Genomic DNA, 15,451 nt, shown 5'->3' with positions numbered 1-15,451 from the left:
CGCAGCCCTACCGGGCCGAAGCCAACGACTCTGCCATCGCCTGAAACAGCAGCAACCCATCTTCAGATCCCAGCAGTATCTCGCTCGATCGATCTGGATGGGGCATCAACCCGAGCACATTTCGCCCCTCACTGAGCACGCCGGCGATATTTTCCAGCGACCCGTTCGGATTCGCTGCAGCCGTCACCATGCCCTCACGGGTCGCGTAGCGAAAGGCAATGCGATCTTCCTTCTTGAGCGTTTGCAGCGTGTCCGAATCGCAGAAGTAATTGCCTTCCATGTGCCCGATCGGCATCTGCAGTACTTTTCCGCGGGAGAGGCCGTGCGTGAAGGGAGAATGGTTTGTTTCGGTGCGTAGGAACGTCTGCTTGCAGATGTAGTGCTGGCTGGCGTTACGCATCAGCGCGCCGGGAAGGAGACCTGCTTCGCACAGAATCTGAAAGCCGTTGCAGATTCCCATCACCAGCCCGCCGCCCTGAGCAAACTTCTTCACTGATTGCATGACTGGAGCGAAACGTGCAATGGCGCCTGTTCTGAGGTAGTCGCCGTAGGCAAATCCGCCGGGAACGAGGATCGCGTCGCAGCCTTGAAGGTCCTCGGAGGCGTGCCAGAGGTAGGTCACGGGTTGGTGCGCGATCGAGTCGACTACATGGTGTGTGTCGTGGTCGCAGTTGGACCCGGGGAAGACGAGAACGCCAAATTTCATGCTTTAAGGATAGCATTCGCACATTCGTCCTGCCGGACGGGCGCCCTGCGCGGGCGGCGGTCACTTCGTGACTTGCATACCGCTTCGCGTGTCGCTCCCGTTGGTCGCCGGTTGGAACTCGTGCCGACCAACGGGAGGACTTAGGGAACCTCTGCGTAGGCGTCTGACTTTCTGGGGTCAGGGAGTGGGCATGGAAGATGCGCGGGTTTTGGTTGGTTTGATGCTGTTGGAGGGCTAATTGGAACGCGCATCCGCCCGTTTTCCGGGGCTTCCAGGCGCACTACTGCCCAAGGACTGCCAGACGTTTGCGGTGCAGGTACAGGTTCACCAGCGCGAAGTTCGCGCACAGGCGGTGATGGTTCTTCGCGATGCCTCTGTATCTCACTTTGTCGAAGCCGAAGATGCGCTTCAGGATCCGGAACGGATGTTCTACCTTGGCCCGCACCCTCGACTTACTCCGGTTCTTCTTTTTCTGTAACTCGTCGACATAGTTTTTGAACTTCGTCCGCTTGCAGGTCATGTCCTGTGCCTTCGGAGCGGCCTCTTGGATGGCGTCGGTCTGGCCCTGATAGCCGCCGTCGCCCCACACCTTACGCTCTTGGCCGTGCAGCAGTTCCGGTAACATGTGGCAGTCCGCCACGCTGGCTGCGCTCGTCGCCACAGAGTGGACGATGCCCTCCCTCGCGTCCACGCCGATATGCGCCTTCAGGCCGAAGTACCACTGGTTGCCCTTCCTGGTCTGGTGCATCGCCGGGTCGCGCTCGCCACTCGCGTTCTGGGTCGACGAAGGCGCATGCAGGATGGTCGCATCGACAATCGTGCCCGTCGCGATCCGGATGCCCCTGGCATCCAGATGCACGTTCACCGCATCCAGCATCAACCCGCCCAGCTCGTGCCTCTCCAGCAGATGACGGAACCGCAGGATGGTCGTCTCATCCGGCGCAGGCGCAATCCCAAGGTCCACGCCAACGAACCGCCGCAGCGCCGCAGACTCGTACAACGCCTCTTCCACCCCAGGGTCCGACAGATTGAACCACTGCTGCACAAAGTAAGTCCGCAGCATGATCGCCAACCCTACCGGCTGCCCTCCCTTGCCCGCCTTCGCATAGTGCGGTCGTACCAGGGCTTCCAGCGCAGACCATGGAACCACCTGCTCCATCTCGTCCAGAAACAACTCCCGCCGACTCTTCCGCCCGTACTTCTCAAACACACCCTGACTCGACAGACTCTGCTGCTTCATCGCAATCTCCTCGCAGCTATCAGATTAATCAATCAGGCAAGCGATGCAGAACTTGTGCAGACTCTCCTTAGGCTGTTCGTCCTGCCGGAAACGGTATACCAGTCACGAAGTGACCGCTGCCCGCGCAGGGCGCCCGTCCGGCAGGACACCCCTAGACGGGGGCGTAGATAGCAAAGCCACGAGGCGGAGCAGGGAACTCGGAGTTGCCGTCTGCGTCGGTGGTCCGTTCGTCCGGGTGTGCGGTGTCGTGGCCGTCCCAGGCGATCGGGGCAAACTTCTGGTTGGGCCACTTTGTTTTGACCGAGGTGCCAGACCACTTGTCGCCAAGATTGTTCAGCACATAGATCAGTCCCGGCTGATCGACCATGTCGTCTTTGTAACCGACACGCTGCATGATGTAGAGGTCGGGGTCGGCGTGGAGAATCTGCGAGTCGCCACCTGCGAATTTGTGGTGCGCGATGATCAGCGCGTCGATTCCGTTCGGAGTCAGCGGACGTGCCAGACCATTGTTGTAGTAGTCGTACCAGAAGATACTGGGATACCCCTCGTGCACCATGATGAAGGAGTAAGCCATCATCTTGTCGTTGACGATCACGTTGTCGCCCATGTCATGATTGTCGACAAATGTGGCCGCGTGCAGAGGCCGCTTCATCACCACAGCGCCGCCGTCGGTCAGATTTCGCAGGTCGTAGCTTGGCTTGTCGCAGACATCCTTCAGTTTGTAGCGAAGAGGGAAATCGAATGCGGCAATCTGCGTGTCCGTGAGCTTGTTTACTTTGTCCAGCCACTGTTCGATATCTTCGCCGCCCGACCACATCTCACCAACAACGTAAGGTGTGAACTCATTGCCATCTTTTACGTAGCGGTACTTCGCCAGCAGCCCGATGATCCAGGCGCCGAATCCCTTTACAAAGTCAAAGCGGAAGCCGTCGAATCCAAGCTCTTCGATGAGAAAGCGCGCGTACTCAAACATCGCCGTGTAGACGACGGGGTTGCGATGGCAGAGGTGGGGAAATCCCGCGAAGTTCTCGCCTTCCATCATGACCTGCTCGTAGCGGCTGGGATGAAAGCAGTTCCAGTCGCGAGGAAACTTGCCGCTCTTCGGATTGAACTTCGTCCAGCGCTTCTGACCATCCAGCGGATTGACCTCTTCCTCGTCAGCGCCGGAGTTGTGGTTGAGCACCATGTCCGCATACAGCCCGATTCCGTTTGCGTGTGCCTTCGCAATCAGCGCTTCTAACTCTGCTCGGTTGCCGTAGTAGGTTTTGGTACCGCCCTTCTGATCGAAGTCGCCGAGGTCGAAGTAGTCGTAGGGATCGTAGCCCATGGAGGTGTGATCGGAAGCCTTCGAGACGGGGGGCAGCCAAAGGGCACTGAAGCCGGCCCTGGCGAGGTCTTCCACTTTTTCAGCGACGAAGTTCCACCACTCGTGCTCTTTTTTATCGTGCTTGGGGGCATCCCAGTAAAACGCCTGCATCATGACAGCCATCTTGATCCTGCTCCAATCCTTCCTGTTCGCGCGAGCGTCTCCATCGCATCGGCGATGTCCGCATCGAATGAAAGTGGCTTGAGTTATAGTTCTGCTTCAGCAGGTCAGATGCGCGTGAGGACGGTCAGGTTGGTATGGACATCCGAAACACCAATACGAGGACACATCTCAAGACGGCCGGTGGAGCGCTGCTCAACTGGTGGCGTGCCGCTACGCTCGACGCCCTGATCGTTGGGGTTTTGTGGCTCATCGGTCTTGAACTGATCCGCGTTCCGTTCGCGCCGTTCTGGGCGATCCTTGGGGGTATCCTCCAGATCGTCCCAACCTTCGGCGGCATGATTGCGCTTATCGGGCCGGTGCTGGCGGTTGCCTTCAGCGGCCATGACGAGTGGCGCCTGGGTCTCGTGCTCGGCCTCTATGGGCTGATCGTCATACTTGAGGGTCTCGTCATTGGACCTTACGTTCTGCACCGCACCACCAAGGTTCCCTGGTGGGCTGCCTTCCTCGGCCCGATTGTGCTGGGCATCCTCATCCCGTTCTGGGGAGTGCTGCTGGCGCCTCCGCTGCTGGCAATCATCTTTGCTTTTCGCAAAGCGCCGCCTCCGCCGCCTGCTCTGCCAAGGGGCTAGATGTCCTGCCGGACGGGCCCACTACGCGTGGCGCGGTCACTTCGTGACGTGTATACCTTTCAGGGTGAAGTGAAGGGCGCTGGTCCTCCCGTTGGTCGGAAGATTAAATTCGGGGGATTGTCAGCTAGCCGCCTAGTTTGTAGCGTGTCTCTGCCAGCCGGTAGAGCGGTCGCCATACCAGCCGGTTGATCGTGACCACCATGAGCGCCATCACGATGGTGGCGAGAAGCAGAATCTGAAACTTTCCGCTGTCTGTCGCTGCACTGATCACCGCTCCAAGCCCCACCGTCTGCAGCGTCTGGTTCTTCAGCCGGAAGTACTCTGCGATGATGCTGGCGTTCCACGCGCCACCGGACGCCGTGACCAGGCCCGTGATCAGGAAGGGGAAGATCCCCGGCAGAATGACCGTCTTCCACTTCTGGATAGTGGTGAAGTGAAAGAGCGTCGCGACCTCTTTCAGGTCGGAGGGGATCGCCATCGCTCCTGCGATCACATTGAACAGGATGTACCATTGCGTTCCGAGCAGCATCAGCGCGATGGAGCCGATACCCATTCCGCCACCAACCCGCACCAGTGCAAGCAGCAGAACAGGGAAGAGCGCGGTGGCAGGCACGGAGGCTGCGATCTGCGCTACAGGCTGCGCGATGCGTGCCAGCCGTGGATGAAAGCCAATCGCAACGCCTGCCGGAATAGTCCATGCGGCTGCGAGGATGAGCGCCACATTCACTCTCAGGAAGGTAGCCATCGCACCCTTCAGAATCCCAACAAACTCGCCCCCTTGTACCTGCCGCAGAAGCGTCAACGCCTGCCAGGCTGCATAGAGAACCGCAACCGCCGCGATTACGATGACAAGCCCGCGCAAGACGGCAGACACAATGCCGTTTTTCGCTACCAGGCCTTCAGACTTCGCGGTCTTCGCCGCTGCCCCGACGACGCGTTGGTCTGCGAGTCGTCGATACAGCCCCTCCTCCAGAGGAACTACAGTGTGATGCCGCAGGCTTCGAAGACCACGAGAGTGCTGCAGAAGATGCAGCAGCGGTGAGCGCACCCGCGATCCACTCTCTACCTGTTCGAATTTGAACTTGTCGCTCCATGCGATGACAGGCCGCCAGACGAGCTGATCGGTCGCGACGATGATCGCAATCATCGTCAGCAGACCCCATGTGATGGCTGCGTAGTTTCCCGTGCCGGCTGCGGTCTGTAGATACGATCCCAGCCCAGGCAGCCTGAAGTCGCGCGTTCCGAGCACGAACATCTCGCACGCCATCAGGAAGAACCATCCGCCCGCAACCGACACCATCGAGTTCCAGACCAGCCCGATCGCTGCGTACGGAAGCTCGAGTTGAATCAGCTTCTGCAGGCGCGAAAACTTGTAGATGCTTGCGGCTTCAGTCAGCTCGCGCGGAATGCTCTTGATCGAAGAGTAAAAGCTGAACGCCATGTTCCAGACCTGGCCGGTGAAGATCAGTACAATCGCACCCATCTCCACACCGATCTGCCGTGTAGGAAAGAGCGCAACCATCGCCAACATGACGCCGGGCAGAAAACTGAGAACAGGAATCGACTGCAGGATGTCGAGGCCTGCAATCATCAACGGCTCTACGCGCTTGCTGTACGCCGCGATGTAGCCGTAGCCGATGGCGAAGATGAGGCTCAGCAAATAGGCAAGCCCGATTCTTACGACCGAATAGAACGCATACTGGGGCAGCGCATGCGGGCTCTGCGAGATGACGATCTCCGGCTCAGGATGTCCGAACCAGTAGCGTGCGATCACGACGACGCCATAAAAACACGCCAGTCCGATGCCGGCGACGCAGAGGTCCAGCACAACCGGCCAGCTCCGCTGCAACACCTGCGAGCGCGCCAGCGTCTCCCGTCCTGGGATGTTGCTGAAGCTATCCGGAAACTTCATCATGCATCGATCTCCGCGGTGGAGCTTGTGTCCGCGTCCTGATGCAGTTTTTCAGATTGAATGAAGCGGCGGCGGGAGGCATCGAAGTCGAAGAGTTCGGCGTAGCGACCCCAGTTGATGGCGGTCTCAAGCTGACGAAGGGTCTCGTCTTCGCTGAACTGCTCGTCGAGCATGTCGTGGAAAAACTCCTCGGGCACGCTGCGGTCGCTCTTGGACTCGATGGCGCGCACGATCTGACGGAGGAGGAGAACGTTCCCGACGGCAGCGTTGCGAAAGAGCTCCTTCTGTCGCAGGATCTCGGAGTTTGCGTACTCCGCCCCGGTGGGCGTGATCGCGGCGTCGCCTTCTGTAACCGTCAGGAAACCTAATAGCTGCGCCGCGTCGACGATTGGCAGCAGGTCGTCGATCTGGAAGGCGAGATCGTCCGCGAGGCGATAGATGTCGTCCTTGCCGTTGTGGTCGAGTACGAGCTCGAGCAAACCTGCGATTCCGCCGGGTCGCGCGTGTGGCAGCATCTGGTAGTGCATCTGCCTCTGATCGCGCACCTTCTTTCCTGTGGAAGTCTGCGGTAGCGCTGGCGGCTGTGCATCGGGCTGCGTCAGCACCTTGTAGATGTAGTCGACCAGCTGCGTGAAGGAGGTCGCCTTGCGGTCTCGTGGGTGGGGGATCGAGACGCGGAAGTCGGTACGCACATGGCCAGGATTTCGCCCGAGCACGATGATGCGATCAGCGAGCTGAACGGCCTCTTCGATGTTATGGGTGACGATGAAGATCGATTGCGTCGGGATAGTCTTGTTCTGCCACAGTTCGAGCAGCTCACTGCGCAGGTTCTCCGCCGTCAGCACATCCAGGGCAGAGAAAGGCTCGTCCATGAACAGGACCTCCGGCTCGACGACCAGGGCGCGCGCGAAGCCAACCCGCTGCCGCATGCCACCGGAGAGCTCTTTTGGATAGGCGGCCTGAAAGCCGTCCAGACCAACCGTGTCGAGGATCTTCAGACTGCGCTTGCGACGCTCTGAAGCCTCCATACCGTGTGCCTTCAGCGGTGCTTCGACATTTTCGAGTACGGTGAGCCAGGGGAAGAGGGCGAAGCTTTGAAACACAATTGAAACATTGACCTCGGCGGTTGCAATTGGTTTTTCGTGCCAGTAAACTTCGCCAGCAGAGGGCGCGGACAGACCGGTCAACATTCGCAGCAGGGTCGACTTCCCAGAGCCGGATGGCCCTAGTAGCGCAACGATCTCTCCGGCCGTGATCGAGAGGTCGGTCGGCGAGATGACCTGGATGCGGTTCTCGCTCGGTTGCGCATAGTATTTTTCAACACGTTCGGCACGAATGATGGCTGGCTGCATAGGAAATTTGATGGTACTGGAGGCGGTGCTTGAATTTGTGGTGGATTGTTCGTCAACCACCTCTGCGCTCAGCGTATCATTACTAGGTGGGCGAAATATAAATCGGCCGCCTGCGTACGTCACATTTAAAACTGAACTTTGAACCTTCTACTTTTGGGGAAACTTAGCATGGCAGATTTAGTCTCTACCGCAACACCCAAGCCCAAGGTGCTGGTCGCTGACGACGAGCAGGTGATTGCGAATACTCTGGCGATAATCCTCAATCAGGCAGGCTTTGAGGCGCGTGCCGTATTCAGCGGCGAGAAGGCCGTCGAGCTGCTCGAGAGCTTCCAGCCTGACATGCTCATCAGCGACGTCATCATGACCGGCATGACCGGGATCGAAGCGGCCATCATTACCCGCAGCAAACTACCGAAGTGCAAGATCCTTCTCTTCTCAGGTCAGGCCGCTACTGCGGATCTGCTCGAAAAATCTCGTGCGCAAGGTCACGAGTTCGAAATCCTCGCCAAGCCTGTTCATCCGACCGATCTTCTCGCAAAACTGCGCGGATAGATTCCAGGAAGCTCCGGACGAACGACGAAACAGCAGGACTTCGGTCCTGCTTTTCTCTGCTCCAAATAGCAGGAACTACCTCAAATCCGGTTGGATGAGGGGGACAGGGAACTGACGGCGCTCCTTCACTTTGACTGCGGGTACTCCAGCGTACACGGTCCAGGCGTCCAGACTTCGCGTGGCAACCGACCCCAGACCAAGCACCGCGCCCTCGGCCATATTGACTCCGGGCGCGACAGAGGCCCGCGCACAGACCCACGCATAAGGCCCGATATTCATTGCATACGCGATCAATGGGAAGGCCGGATCGTCGTAGTCGTGGGTCGCCCCGCACAGGTACGCTTCCTGGGACAAGATAGCGTGCGACCCAAGCGTCACAGGTGCCGGGTTGTAGATCTCGACGCCATCTCCGGCCGTTACCTGCTCGGCGCAGATCAGATTCCACGGAGCCCATACCTTGGAGCGCGGATAGAAGTGACAGTTCGGCCCCATCTTCGCTCCAAAGAGACGAAGCAGAAACGCTCTCCAGGAATGTAACGGTCTTGGTGACGTTCTATAAAAAACGGCCCAGCAAAGGTTCCAATTCAGTCGCCTCAGCCGATCCTGCACTGAAAACGCGGGTCGCAGGTAGGGGTCCGCGGCCGTCTCCGCTGAGATATGGTCTGCCGCGTTGTAATGAATCTGCTTAGGCATCGGCGCTCCCGGCTACTCCGATTCAACTGCGGTAGGGGTAAGGACAGTAGCTGTTCCAAATAACCGAATGATCGCCTTCGCGTTCTCGCGCATATCGTAACGGCGATGAAAACACTGGTACGCCAACTCGCACATACGCTGTCGCTCCGCAACCGTCATGCCGATCCACCCCTTCAGCAGTTTCAGCGTCCCATCCGGCGTATCCAACTCCATCAGACCCGCGCCGTCCTCCGCAATCTCCTCCGCAATATTTACCTTGTCGGCCAGCAAAACTGCTTTGCCGCAGGCCAGCGCTTCGGCCACTGCAATGCCGAAGTTTTCCTGGTGCGAAGGCAGGATGAAGGCCTCGGACCCGTAAAACGCCCCCCACTTGGCATCGCCTGTAACCATTCCAGGCCAGAAGACGCGATCCTTAATCCCCAGGTTCGCTGCCGTCGCCTTCAGCTTCGCGCTCCACTGCTGCTGGTCAGGCCCCGCCATCACCAGATAAAGATCAGGGTCGTCGGCTGCAACCTTGGCGAACGCGTCGATCAGCATATCGCAGCCCTTCTTGCGATGAATGCGACCCAGGAACACCAAGTATCTCTTGCCTTTCGCCTCAGGGCACTTCGCGAAAAAGCGCGCTTCTGCAACTCCGGATCGCCGGTCGGGCCGCTCGCACCATACGGCACCACATAGGCATTCCATCGATGCAGCCAGAAGCTCTGCTCCGCAAGCCGCTTCTCGGCCTTCGAAGTGAAGAGCACCCGATACGCACCGCGCAGGATCCAGTACTCTGCCGGAATCCAGTACAGCCACTTCTTGATGTGCTTCAACGGAAAGGCATGCTTGAAGTATGGGTCCAGCATGCCGTGAGTAAACACGACATAGGGGTATTGCCTGCCAGCGTTCGCCAAGCCGCATAGCCGCAGTACTGCCAAAGTCCATTCACCACCACGCCATCGAAACGATGACGATTATCTCTCAACCAGGGGAGCAGCCTGGAGTTGAACCCATAGGTCGTGTTGGTAGGACCAAGCGCATGAACCGGAAATCCGACATCGTCAAGGTACGGTGCCGAGGGGTCGTCGAGCGTGACGACCTCGCCGGTGTAGCCGATGGGTCCGTAGCTCAGTAGCACGCGTACCGACTCTGTGGGGCCGCCAGCCTCAGGGTTCAGTGTCCCAATGATGTGCAAAATCCGCATAATTCTTCGACTATCAACTTTTAAGCATAGCAGCAGAGCTTGTCCTTACAAGCCGCGCGCACTTAAGTTGTAATCACGTCGACAGCCTCCTTGTCACGGCCGCGATTGCTCGTCGAAGCCCCGCTATGTCCTCCTCGTAACTCCACCCAGAGATTCTCTTCCGTCCATGTCGTCCCATGGTCACTGCTGTCTCTGGCCGCTCGAGGACTCTTCGCAGCGCCTCCGTCAGCGCGTCTACATCGCCGACGGGGAACACACACCCTTCGACCCCATCGGTCACCAGATCGGGTTGGCAGCCCACGTCATCGGATAGGATCATGGCACGTCCCGAGTTCATCACCTCGTTCACGATCAATCCCCATGGCTCATCCTGCGAGGGCAAGACAAAGACCGACGCCAGATTGAAAAAACCTGGCAGCTCGGATTGATTGCGAAAGCCGCAAAAGCGAACTCCACTGACTCCACTCTGCGAAACGAGCCTCTCCAGCGCCGCCCGCTCCTCGCCGTCGCCTACGATTAGGAGGTAGGGAATCGGGCTATTCTCCACTTCAGAACAAAGACTGAGATAAGCCCTGACCAGATCTTCGCACCGCTTCCGTTTCTGCAGCTTCGAAGCAAATAGAATGACGGGCCGGGACGCATCAAGGCCAAGCTCTCGCAACAGATCCCCTTGTCGAAGACCGGCCTCGCGGCTGCGGCTCTGAAAGTATTCGTTGTCCACCGCATACGGCATCAGGAACTGCGGGAGATCCTCGCCGAGCGTGTGACGCCAGTACGCAGCATTCAAACTCCCAATCGGCAACACTCCGTCGACAAGCTGCTTCAATCCGCTAAAGAAAAGGCGCTTTGCTACCTGCTTTAGAACACCGTCCTGCTTTCTTCCCAGGCGCGACTCCGCACGAAGCAGCACCGGAATCCCCAGCGCCTTTGCCATCAGCATTCCCTGCAGGGTGTTCAGCGTCGAGTAGCCATGCACCCAAAGCACGTCGAAGCCGTCTCTCCCTTTGCTTCCTCGCAGACGGCTGAAGATGCCGTAGTTCAACTGGCTCGTCGGCCCGGTTCTTCTCTTATCCCATATCGCCGGAAGAAATTCATAACGATAGCCGTCGAGCAGGGGCACATCCCACTTCACGTCCACGCCAAATCCTTTGTCGACGTACTCCTGCACGGAGAAGTTCGATGCAAAGAAGACGGTCAGCTCGATGTCAGTCTCCTGCGCGATTCGCCGCAGCAAAGGTGCCTGATACTGGATCGGGTGGCTCACCAGGTAGGCAACCTTCACCTTCTTCGCTTTGCCGTCTCGGCTTTGATAAGGAGATCTCATGGAGAGGCGATCCGTCCTACGCGATGATCTTTCGTGTTAGTTGCGCGATGGCCTGGCGCAGCGCCTGAATGTCCTCTTCAAAGCTCCAGGCGTTGATTCTGTCGAGTGCGCGCTGGCCCATCTGCGCCGCGGCCTCGGGCGTCGCCAGCACACGTCGCAGCGCTTCGGCGAGCGCCTTCACATCCCGCACGGGAAACACATATCCCTCTACGCCATCTGTCACCAGATCGGGCTGGCACCCAATATCGTCGGACAGAATCACGGCACGACCCGCGTTCATCACCTCGTTCACCACTAATCCCCAGGGCTCGTGGCGAGCAGGTAAGACAAATACGCTCGCAAGATCGAAGAACCTCGGCAGCTCAGACTGATTGCGAAACCCGCAGAATCGAATGTCCGTCAACCCGCTCGACCTGGCCTTCTCTTCGAGCGCGGCTCGTTCCTCGCCATCGCCAACGATCAACAGATAGGGGTGCGGCTGGCCTGTGTCGTCGTTGATCAAATTCGCATACGCGTCCATCAGATCGGAGCAATATTTGCGTTGCTGCAGCTTTGAAGCGAAAAGGATGACTGGTCTTCCGGCCTCAAGGCCGAGCTCTCGTCGCAACTCGTCGCGTGTCGCAGCCGCTTCCAGGCTTCGTCGCTGGAAGTACTCGTTGTCCACCGCGTAAGGCATCAGAAAAAACGGGACATCATCGCCCAGATAGTGCCGCCAATACTCTGCGTTCAGCGTGCCGACCGGCAGAACTCCATCCACCATGTGTTTCAGGAACTGAAAGAACAGCGTCTTCAGAAGAAGCTTCGGGCCACTCCGCGCACGGTCTCGCAGCCACATGTCGGCGCGGACCAGCACGGGGATTCCCAGCGCCTTCGCGGCCAGCATTCCGTGCAATGCATTCACCATGTTGTAGCCATGCGTCCACAGCAGATCGTAGCCGGGCTCTCCCTTGCGGCCGCGAAGCTCGCTGAAGATGCCGTAGTTCAGGGGAGTCGTCACCGTCTGCGTGCCATCGTCACGAATCACCGGCAGGAATTTATGACGGTATCCCTCCAACAGCGGCACGTCCCACTTCACATCGACGCCGAAGCCTTCATCCTGGTAGCTGCGAAGCGAAAAGTCCGAGCCGAAGAAGACGGTCAGGTCGATGTCCGGCTCCTGCGCGATGCGGCGCAACAACGGAGCCTGATACTGGATAGGATGACTCACCAGGTAGGCCAGCCTTACCTTCTTCTTCAAGCCTTTGTCAACGTCCGACGAGGGTACGACCATATCTTTTTGGTTCTCATGCAAAGCCTGGCCCGAGGCGACTATCACTACTGTTGAATAGCGAGAATTAGAATCGAAGCAATACCCAACAGTGTAGAGATACCGCCGTTCTTGATCGCCGCCTTCATCGGATTGCTAGGCAGGAACACGATGTCTTCGGCCTGGAGCACAGGATCGGGAACCTTCCCGTTGATCACCTTCGAGATGTCGACTTTGACCATCTGTCGGGTAGTACCCGTGGTTCGAATAATCCTGAGGTCATTGAATCTGCCTTCGTAACCCGGCCCCCTGCCAACGCAGCTACCTTCATCAAGGTGATAGGAGAGTTCTGTTGGAGCGGGATTGCGCCCTGAGTCTTGAAGGCTCCTAGCAGATAGACCACTCCAACCCGTGGAATGATAATCGTGTCGCGCGGATAGATCGGTATATTGATGAGCGCACTCTTCGCGGGATCGGTGCCGAGGTCGATGACGATGGGTTCTGTTGCGCCATAACGATTGATCGTGATGATATGGCTTGCCGTCGCGGGCAGGCCGCCCCCACCGACGACAACCGTCGTTGCCCCACCCCATTCCCCGCGGCGCCTCCGCCGCCTGCGCCGCTGCCCACCGCGGCCAGCACATCAAACAATCGTCGTTCGCCAATCACCGGCACAATCCCGTGCAACTCTCCCAGGACAGTGACGATTTGATTCGGAGAGTCTGTGATCTGAATCGCCACCTGAGGATCGCGAAACATGCCGGCATCCTTCAGTTTCTGCGCGATCAGGTCCTGGGCCTGATGAACGGTAAGGTCGTTCACCAGCACACTCCCAATGAGGGGCAGTTGAACGGTCCCGTCGAGGCCGATGCGAACTGCTGGAGTGTAGTCCCCGTTCCCGAAGATCCGTATTGAGAACACGTCCCCAACTCCCAAAAAGACATCTCGGGGTCCCGGAAACAAGATTGCAGGATCGGTTGTGATCGTGATGGGGGGATTCACCTCTGACGTGATTCCAAGCGCTGGTCCGCTGAATTGTGCCTCCGCGACGCCGCCGCAAAGAGCCATCAGAAGAAAAATAGCGGAAGCAAGCCAGGCTCTGCGCCAGTCGACTTGATCCACACACTTCTCGGCCTCAGTCCGGAGACCTTCCTTGTTCTGTCTCATCGCTTCGTCTCCCCTGCGTTGGTGTGGTCCCTTGTGGAGGCCGTCTGCGACTCCCAGCTGTCGGAGTCCACACTTGAGTAGGAGTAACCCGAATAGCCGTAGTACCCGTAGTACTCCGGTGAATTCATGTCGACCGCATTCAGCACGATTCCGGTAATGGCCGCCCCCGAACGCAGCAGAAGATCTCTGGCCCGGCGCACCACATGCTTGCTCGATTTGCCATGACGCACCACCAGCACGACAGCATCCGCCTGGCGCGCCAGAATCACGCCGTCGGTAACCGACAGGATCGGCGGCGAATCGATCACGATGTAGTCGTAGATCTCTCCACAGCGCTTGAGGATGGTCTCCATCGCCGCCGAACTCAGCATCTCGGTCGGGAATGGCGGAACCGGTCCACTCGGCAGGATGTCCAGATTTGGAATCTCGGGCACTCTCTGTACCGTCTCCTCCAGCTTGGTTGCTCCGGTCAGTACCGTAGTCAGACCGATCTTTCCGTTCAACCCGAACCGGTGATGAACGTTAGGTCGTCGAAGATCTCCATCGATCAGCAGGACCCGGGTGTCCCGTTGTGCCAGGATCGCAGCGAGATTGCTCGCGGCCGTCGTCTTTCCTTCCGAGGGCGTTGCGCTTGTCAGCACAATGTACTTTGGTGGATGCCCGGTCTTAGAGAGCAGCAGGGACGTACGCAGCGAACGGAACGCTTCCGCAAACTGCGACTTCGGCTGCGTCAGGATTCCGACATTGCGTTGCGCCGTGCTTAGCGTTGCGGCCTGATCGACCGATGATCTGCGCGCTCGTGGAATGATAGCAAGCGATGGCAACTCCGTAATGCTTTCGATCTCCGCGATGCTTCGCAATCCAGTATCCAGGCTCTCCATCAGGAAGGCGACCACAATGCCCGCCAGTATCGCAAAGACCAAAGCCGTTATGATCACGGTCGATTGTGGACGCAGGACAGGCTCCGCCGGAGGCAACGCCTGATCCACAACATCGACCTCCAGAGACTCCAGCCCCGATTGCACACTTGCAGTTCTCAGACGCTGCTGCAGGCTGTCATATAGGGTTCGGTTGGCTTCGTACTCCCGTTGGCGCAGGGTGTACTCCACCAGCTGGTCCCGCAACTTGTAGGCGTCGGTCTTCTGAGTCTCGAGCGCCGCTGTCGTCTGGTCTTCATTCGCCTTCGCGACCACGTAATTCTGCTTTGCCTGCACGATCAGGCGATTCTGTTCCTCATCGATCTCTTTGACGAACTCATCGATCTGAGCCTTCAGCGCCTTGGATTGAGGATGATTCGGTCCAAGGGTCGCCTCCAGCGTGGCATAATTCGCTCGGGCTCCGGCGAGCTGTCCACGCAGTTGATTGAGCTCTGCTGGCGCCGTTCCTGGAGTCAGCTCGATGGTTCCTTCAAGCGTATTCGGATCCATTCCGCTTACAACGCGGTAGCGTGCCTCGGCGATGATGCGGGCCAGTTTCGCAGTACCTGCCGCCCGGGCGAGGTCGTCGAGGGACGTGCTGATCTGATTGTGGGTCGGGTCAAATCCAAGGATGCCCAGACGACGCTGCATGTCCATCATCTGTTCCTGCGACGCCTCAACCTCCTGCTTCAGGCCTTCGAGAGTTCCAGAGAGCCACACAGAGGCGCGCTGCGAGGATTCGTATCGGGTCTGATAGCTTCGCTGGACGTAATCCGAGATAACCTTGTTGACAATATCGGCCGACAGCTTCGCACTATAGCTGCTGTAGCTGATGCGGATAATATCGGTCTTCGGAACGATGGTGATGTGCAGATTGCTCTGGATGCGATGAACCGTGTCCTGCCTGGTTTCGCCGTCATCCAGACTCGCCCGCGGCTCGGGACGGGTCTTCTCTTCCAGAAAATCCGCGTTGTTGGCCAGGTCCATCTCTCGACACACGGTCAACATCAGCGAATCGCTCTTTAGAATCTCAATCTC

Annotated in this window: 16 protein-coding genes; 2 read left to right on the top strand and 14 right to left on the bottom strand. The window is 58.4% G+C overall.

The genetic code is table 11. The features are described 5' to 3' along the window. Positions 1 to 7: 7 nt before the first annotated feature. The 3 genes from purQ to RBB80_RS24670 form a co-directional block, all read right to left on the bottom strand. The gene (gene purQ, locus RBB80_RS24680; protein WP_433964958.1) at positions 8 to 706 is read right to left on the bottom strand and encodes a phosphoribosylformylglycinamidine synthase subunit PurQ; all 699 of its coding nucleotides are present in this window, start codon (positions 704 to 706) and stop codon (positions 8 to 10) included. A gap of 280 nt (positions 707 to 986) precedes the next feature. After that, positions 987 to 1,946, bottom strand: a complete 960-nt coding sequence (locus RBB80_RS24675; protein ID WP_433963888.1) for an IS5 family transposase — start codon at positions 1,944 to 1,946, stop codon at positions 987 to 989. 151 nt (positions 1,947 to 2,097) lie between these two features. Then, positions 2,098 to 3,435 carry an alpha-amylase domain-containing protein gene (locus RBB80_RS24670; protein WP_433964957.1) on the bottom strand — a complete coding sequence of 446 codons (1,338 nt, stop codon included), beginning with the start codon at positions 3,433 to 3,435 and terminating at the stop codon, positions 2,098 to 2,100. 134 nt (positions 3,436 to 3,569) lie between these two features. Between RBB80_RS24670 and RBB80_RS24665 the strand changes: the two genes are divergently transcribed. Then, a complete protein-coding gene (locus tag RBB80_RS24665) occupies positions 3,570 to 4,064 on the top strand; it encodes an AI-2E family transporter (RefSeq protein WP_433964956.1) in 495 nt (164 codons plus the stop codon). A gap of 124 nt (positions 4,065 to 4,188) precedes the next feature. Here the strand turns inward: RBB80_RS24665 and RBB80_RS24660 are convergent, their stop codons facing one another. After that, a complete protein-coding gene (locus tag RBB80_RS24660; RefSeq protein WP_433964955.1) occupies positions 4,189 to 5,979 on the bottom strand; it encodes an ABC transporter permease in 1,791 nt (596 codons plus the stop codon). Continuing rightward, positions 5,976 to 7,328 (bottom strand): ABC transporter ATP-binding protein, encoded by a 1,353-nt coding sequence (locus RBB80_RS24655; RefSeq protein WP_433969852.1) that lies wholly within the window; start codon positions 7,326 to 7,328, stop codon positions 5,976 to 5,978. The genes RBB80_RS24660 and RBB80_RS24655 overlap by 4 nt, the downstream gene beginning before the upstream one ends. A 168-nt stretch (positions 7,329 to 7,496) precedes the next feature. On the opposite strand from RBB80_RS24655, the gene RBB80_RS24650 reads away from it, so the two are divergent. Next, the gene (locus RBB80_RS24650; protein ID WP_433964954.1) at positions 7,497 to 7,880 is read left to right on the top strand and encodes a response regulator; all 384 of its coding nucleotides are present in this window, start codon (positions 7,497 to 7,499) and stop codon (positions 7,878 to 7,880) included. Between the two features lie 75 nt (positions 7,881 to 7,955). On the opposite strand, the gene RBB80_RS24645 is transcribed toward RBB80_RS24650, so the two are convergent. From RBB80_RS24645 to RBB80_RS24605, 9 genes are all read right to left on the bottom strand, one after another. After that, positions 7,956 to 8,573: a putative colanic acid biosynthesis acetyltransferase gene (locus tag RBB80_RS24645; protein WP_433964953.1), complete on the bottom strand. Its 618-nt coding sequence runs from the start codon at positions 8,571 to 8,573 to the stop codon at positions 7,956 to 7,958. Positions 8,574 to 8,585: 12 nt separating this feature from the next. Further along, positions 8,586 to 9,149, bottom strand: a complete 564-nt coding sequence (locus RBB80_RS24640) for a glycosyltransferase (protein WP_433969851.1) — start codon at positions 9,147 to 9,149, stop codon at positions 8,586 to 8,588. After that, a complete protein-coding gene (locus tag RBB80_RS24635) occupies positions 9,104 to 9,421 on the bottom strand; it encodes a hypothetical protein (protein ID WP_433964952.1) in 318 nt (105 codons plus the stop codon). The genes RBB80_RS24640 and RBB80_RS24635 overlap by 46 nt, the downstream gene beginning before the upstream one ends. Further along, positions 9,385 to 9,759, bottom strand: a complete 375-nt coding sequence (locus tag RBB80_RS24630) for a hypothetical protein (protein WP_433964951.1) — start codon at positions 9,757 to 9,759, stop codon at positions 9,385 to 9,387. Before RBB80_RS24630 ends, RBB80_RS24635 begins: the two co-directional genes overlap by 37 nt. A gap of 73 nt (positions 9,760 to 9,832) precedes the next feature. Further along, positions 9,833 to 11,083: a glycosyltransferase family 4 protein gene (locus tag RBB80_RS24625; protein ID WP_433964950.1), complete on the bottom strand. Its 1,251-nt coding sequence runs from the start codon at positions 11,081 to 11,083 to the stop codon at positions 9,833 to 9,835. A gap of 16 nt (positions 11,084 to 11,099) precedes the next feature. Beyond that, the gene (locus tag RBB80_RS24620; RefSeq protein WP_433964949.1) at positions 11,100 to 12,353 is read right to left on the bottom strand and encodes a glycosyltransferase family 4 protein; all 1,254 of its coding nucleotides are present in this window, start codon (positions 12,351 to 12,353) and stop codon (positions 11,100 to 11,102) included. A 44-nt stretch (positions 12,354 to 12,397) separates the two neighbouring features. After that, positions 12,398 to 12,571 carry a hypothetical protein gene (locus RBB80_RS24615; RefSeq protein WP_433964948.1) on the bottom strand — a complete coding sequence of 58 codons (174 nt, stop codon included), beginning with the start codon at positions 12,569 to 12,571 and terminating at the stop codon, positions 12,398 to 12,400. A gap of 145 nt (positions 12,572 to 12,716) precedes the next feature. Further along, on the bottom strand, positions 12,717 to 13,496 hold the full coding sequence (locus RBB80_RS24610; protein WP_433964947.1) for a polysaccharide biosynthesis/export family protein: 780 nt from the start codon (positions 13,494 to 13,496) through the stop codon (positions 12,717 to 12,719). Then, positions 13,493 to 15,421 carry a GumC family protein gene (locus RBB80_RS24605; protein WP_433964946.1) on the bottom strand — a complete coding sequence of 643 codons (1,929 nt, stop codon included), beginning with the start codon at positions 15,419 to 15,421 and terminating at the stop codon, positions 13,493 to 13,495. Before RBB80_RS24605 ends, RBB80_RS24610 begins: the two co-directional genes overlap by 4 nt. Positions 15,422 to 15,451 lie beyond the last annotated feature (30 nt).

The sequence above is a fragment of the Tunturiibacter gelidiferens genome (genome assembly GCF_051013345.1).
Taxonomy (GTDB): domain Bacteria; phylum Acidobacteriota; class Terriglobia; order Terriglobales; family Acidobacteriaceae; genus Edaphobacter; species Edaphobacter gelidiferens_A.
The sequence above is the reverse complement of the archived record's forward strand: the minus strand, read 5'-3'. Positions and strand labels throughout refer to the sequence as shown.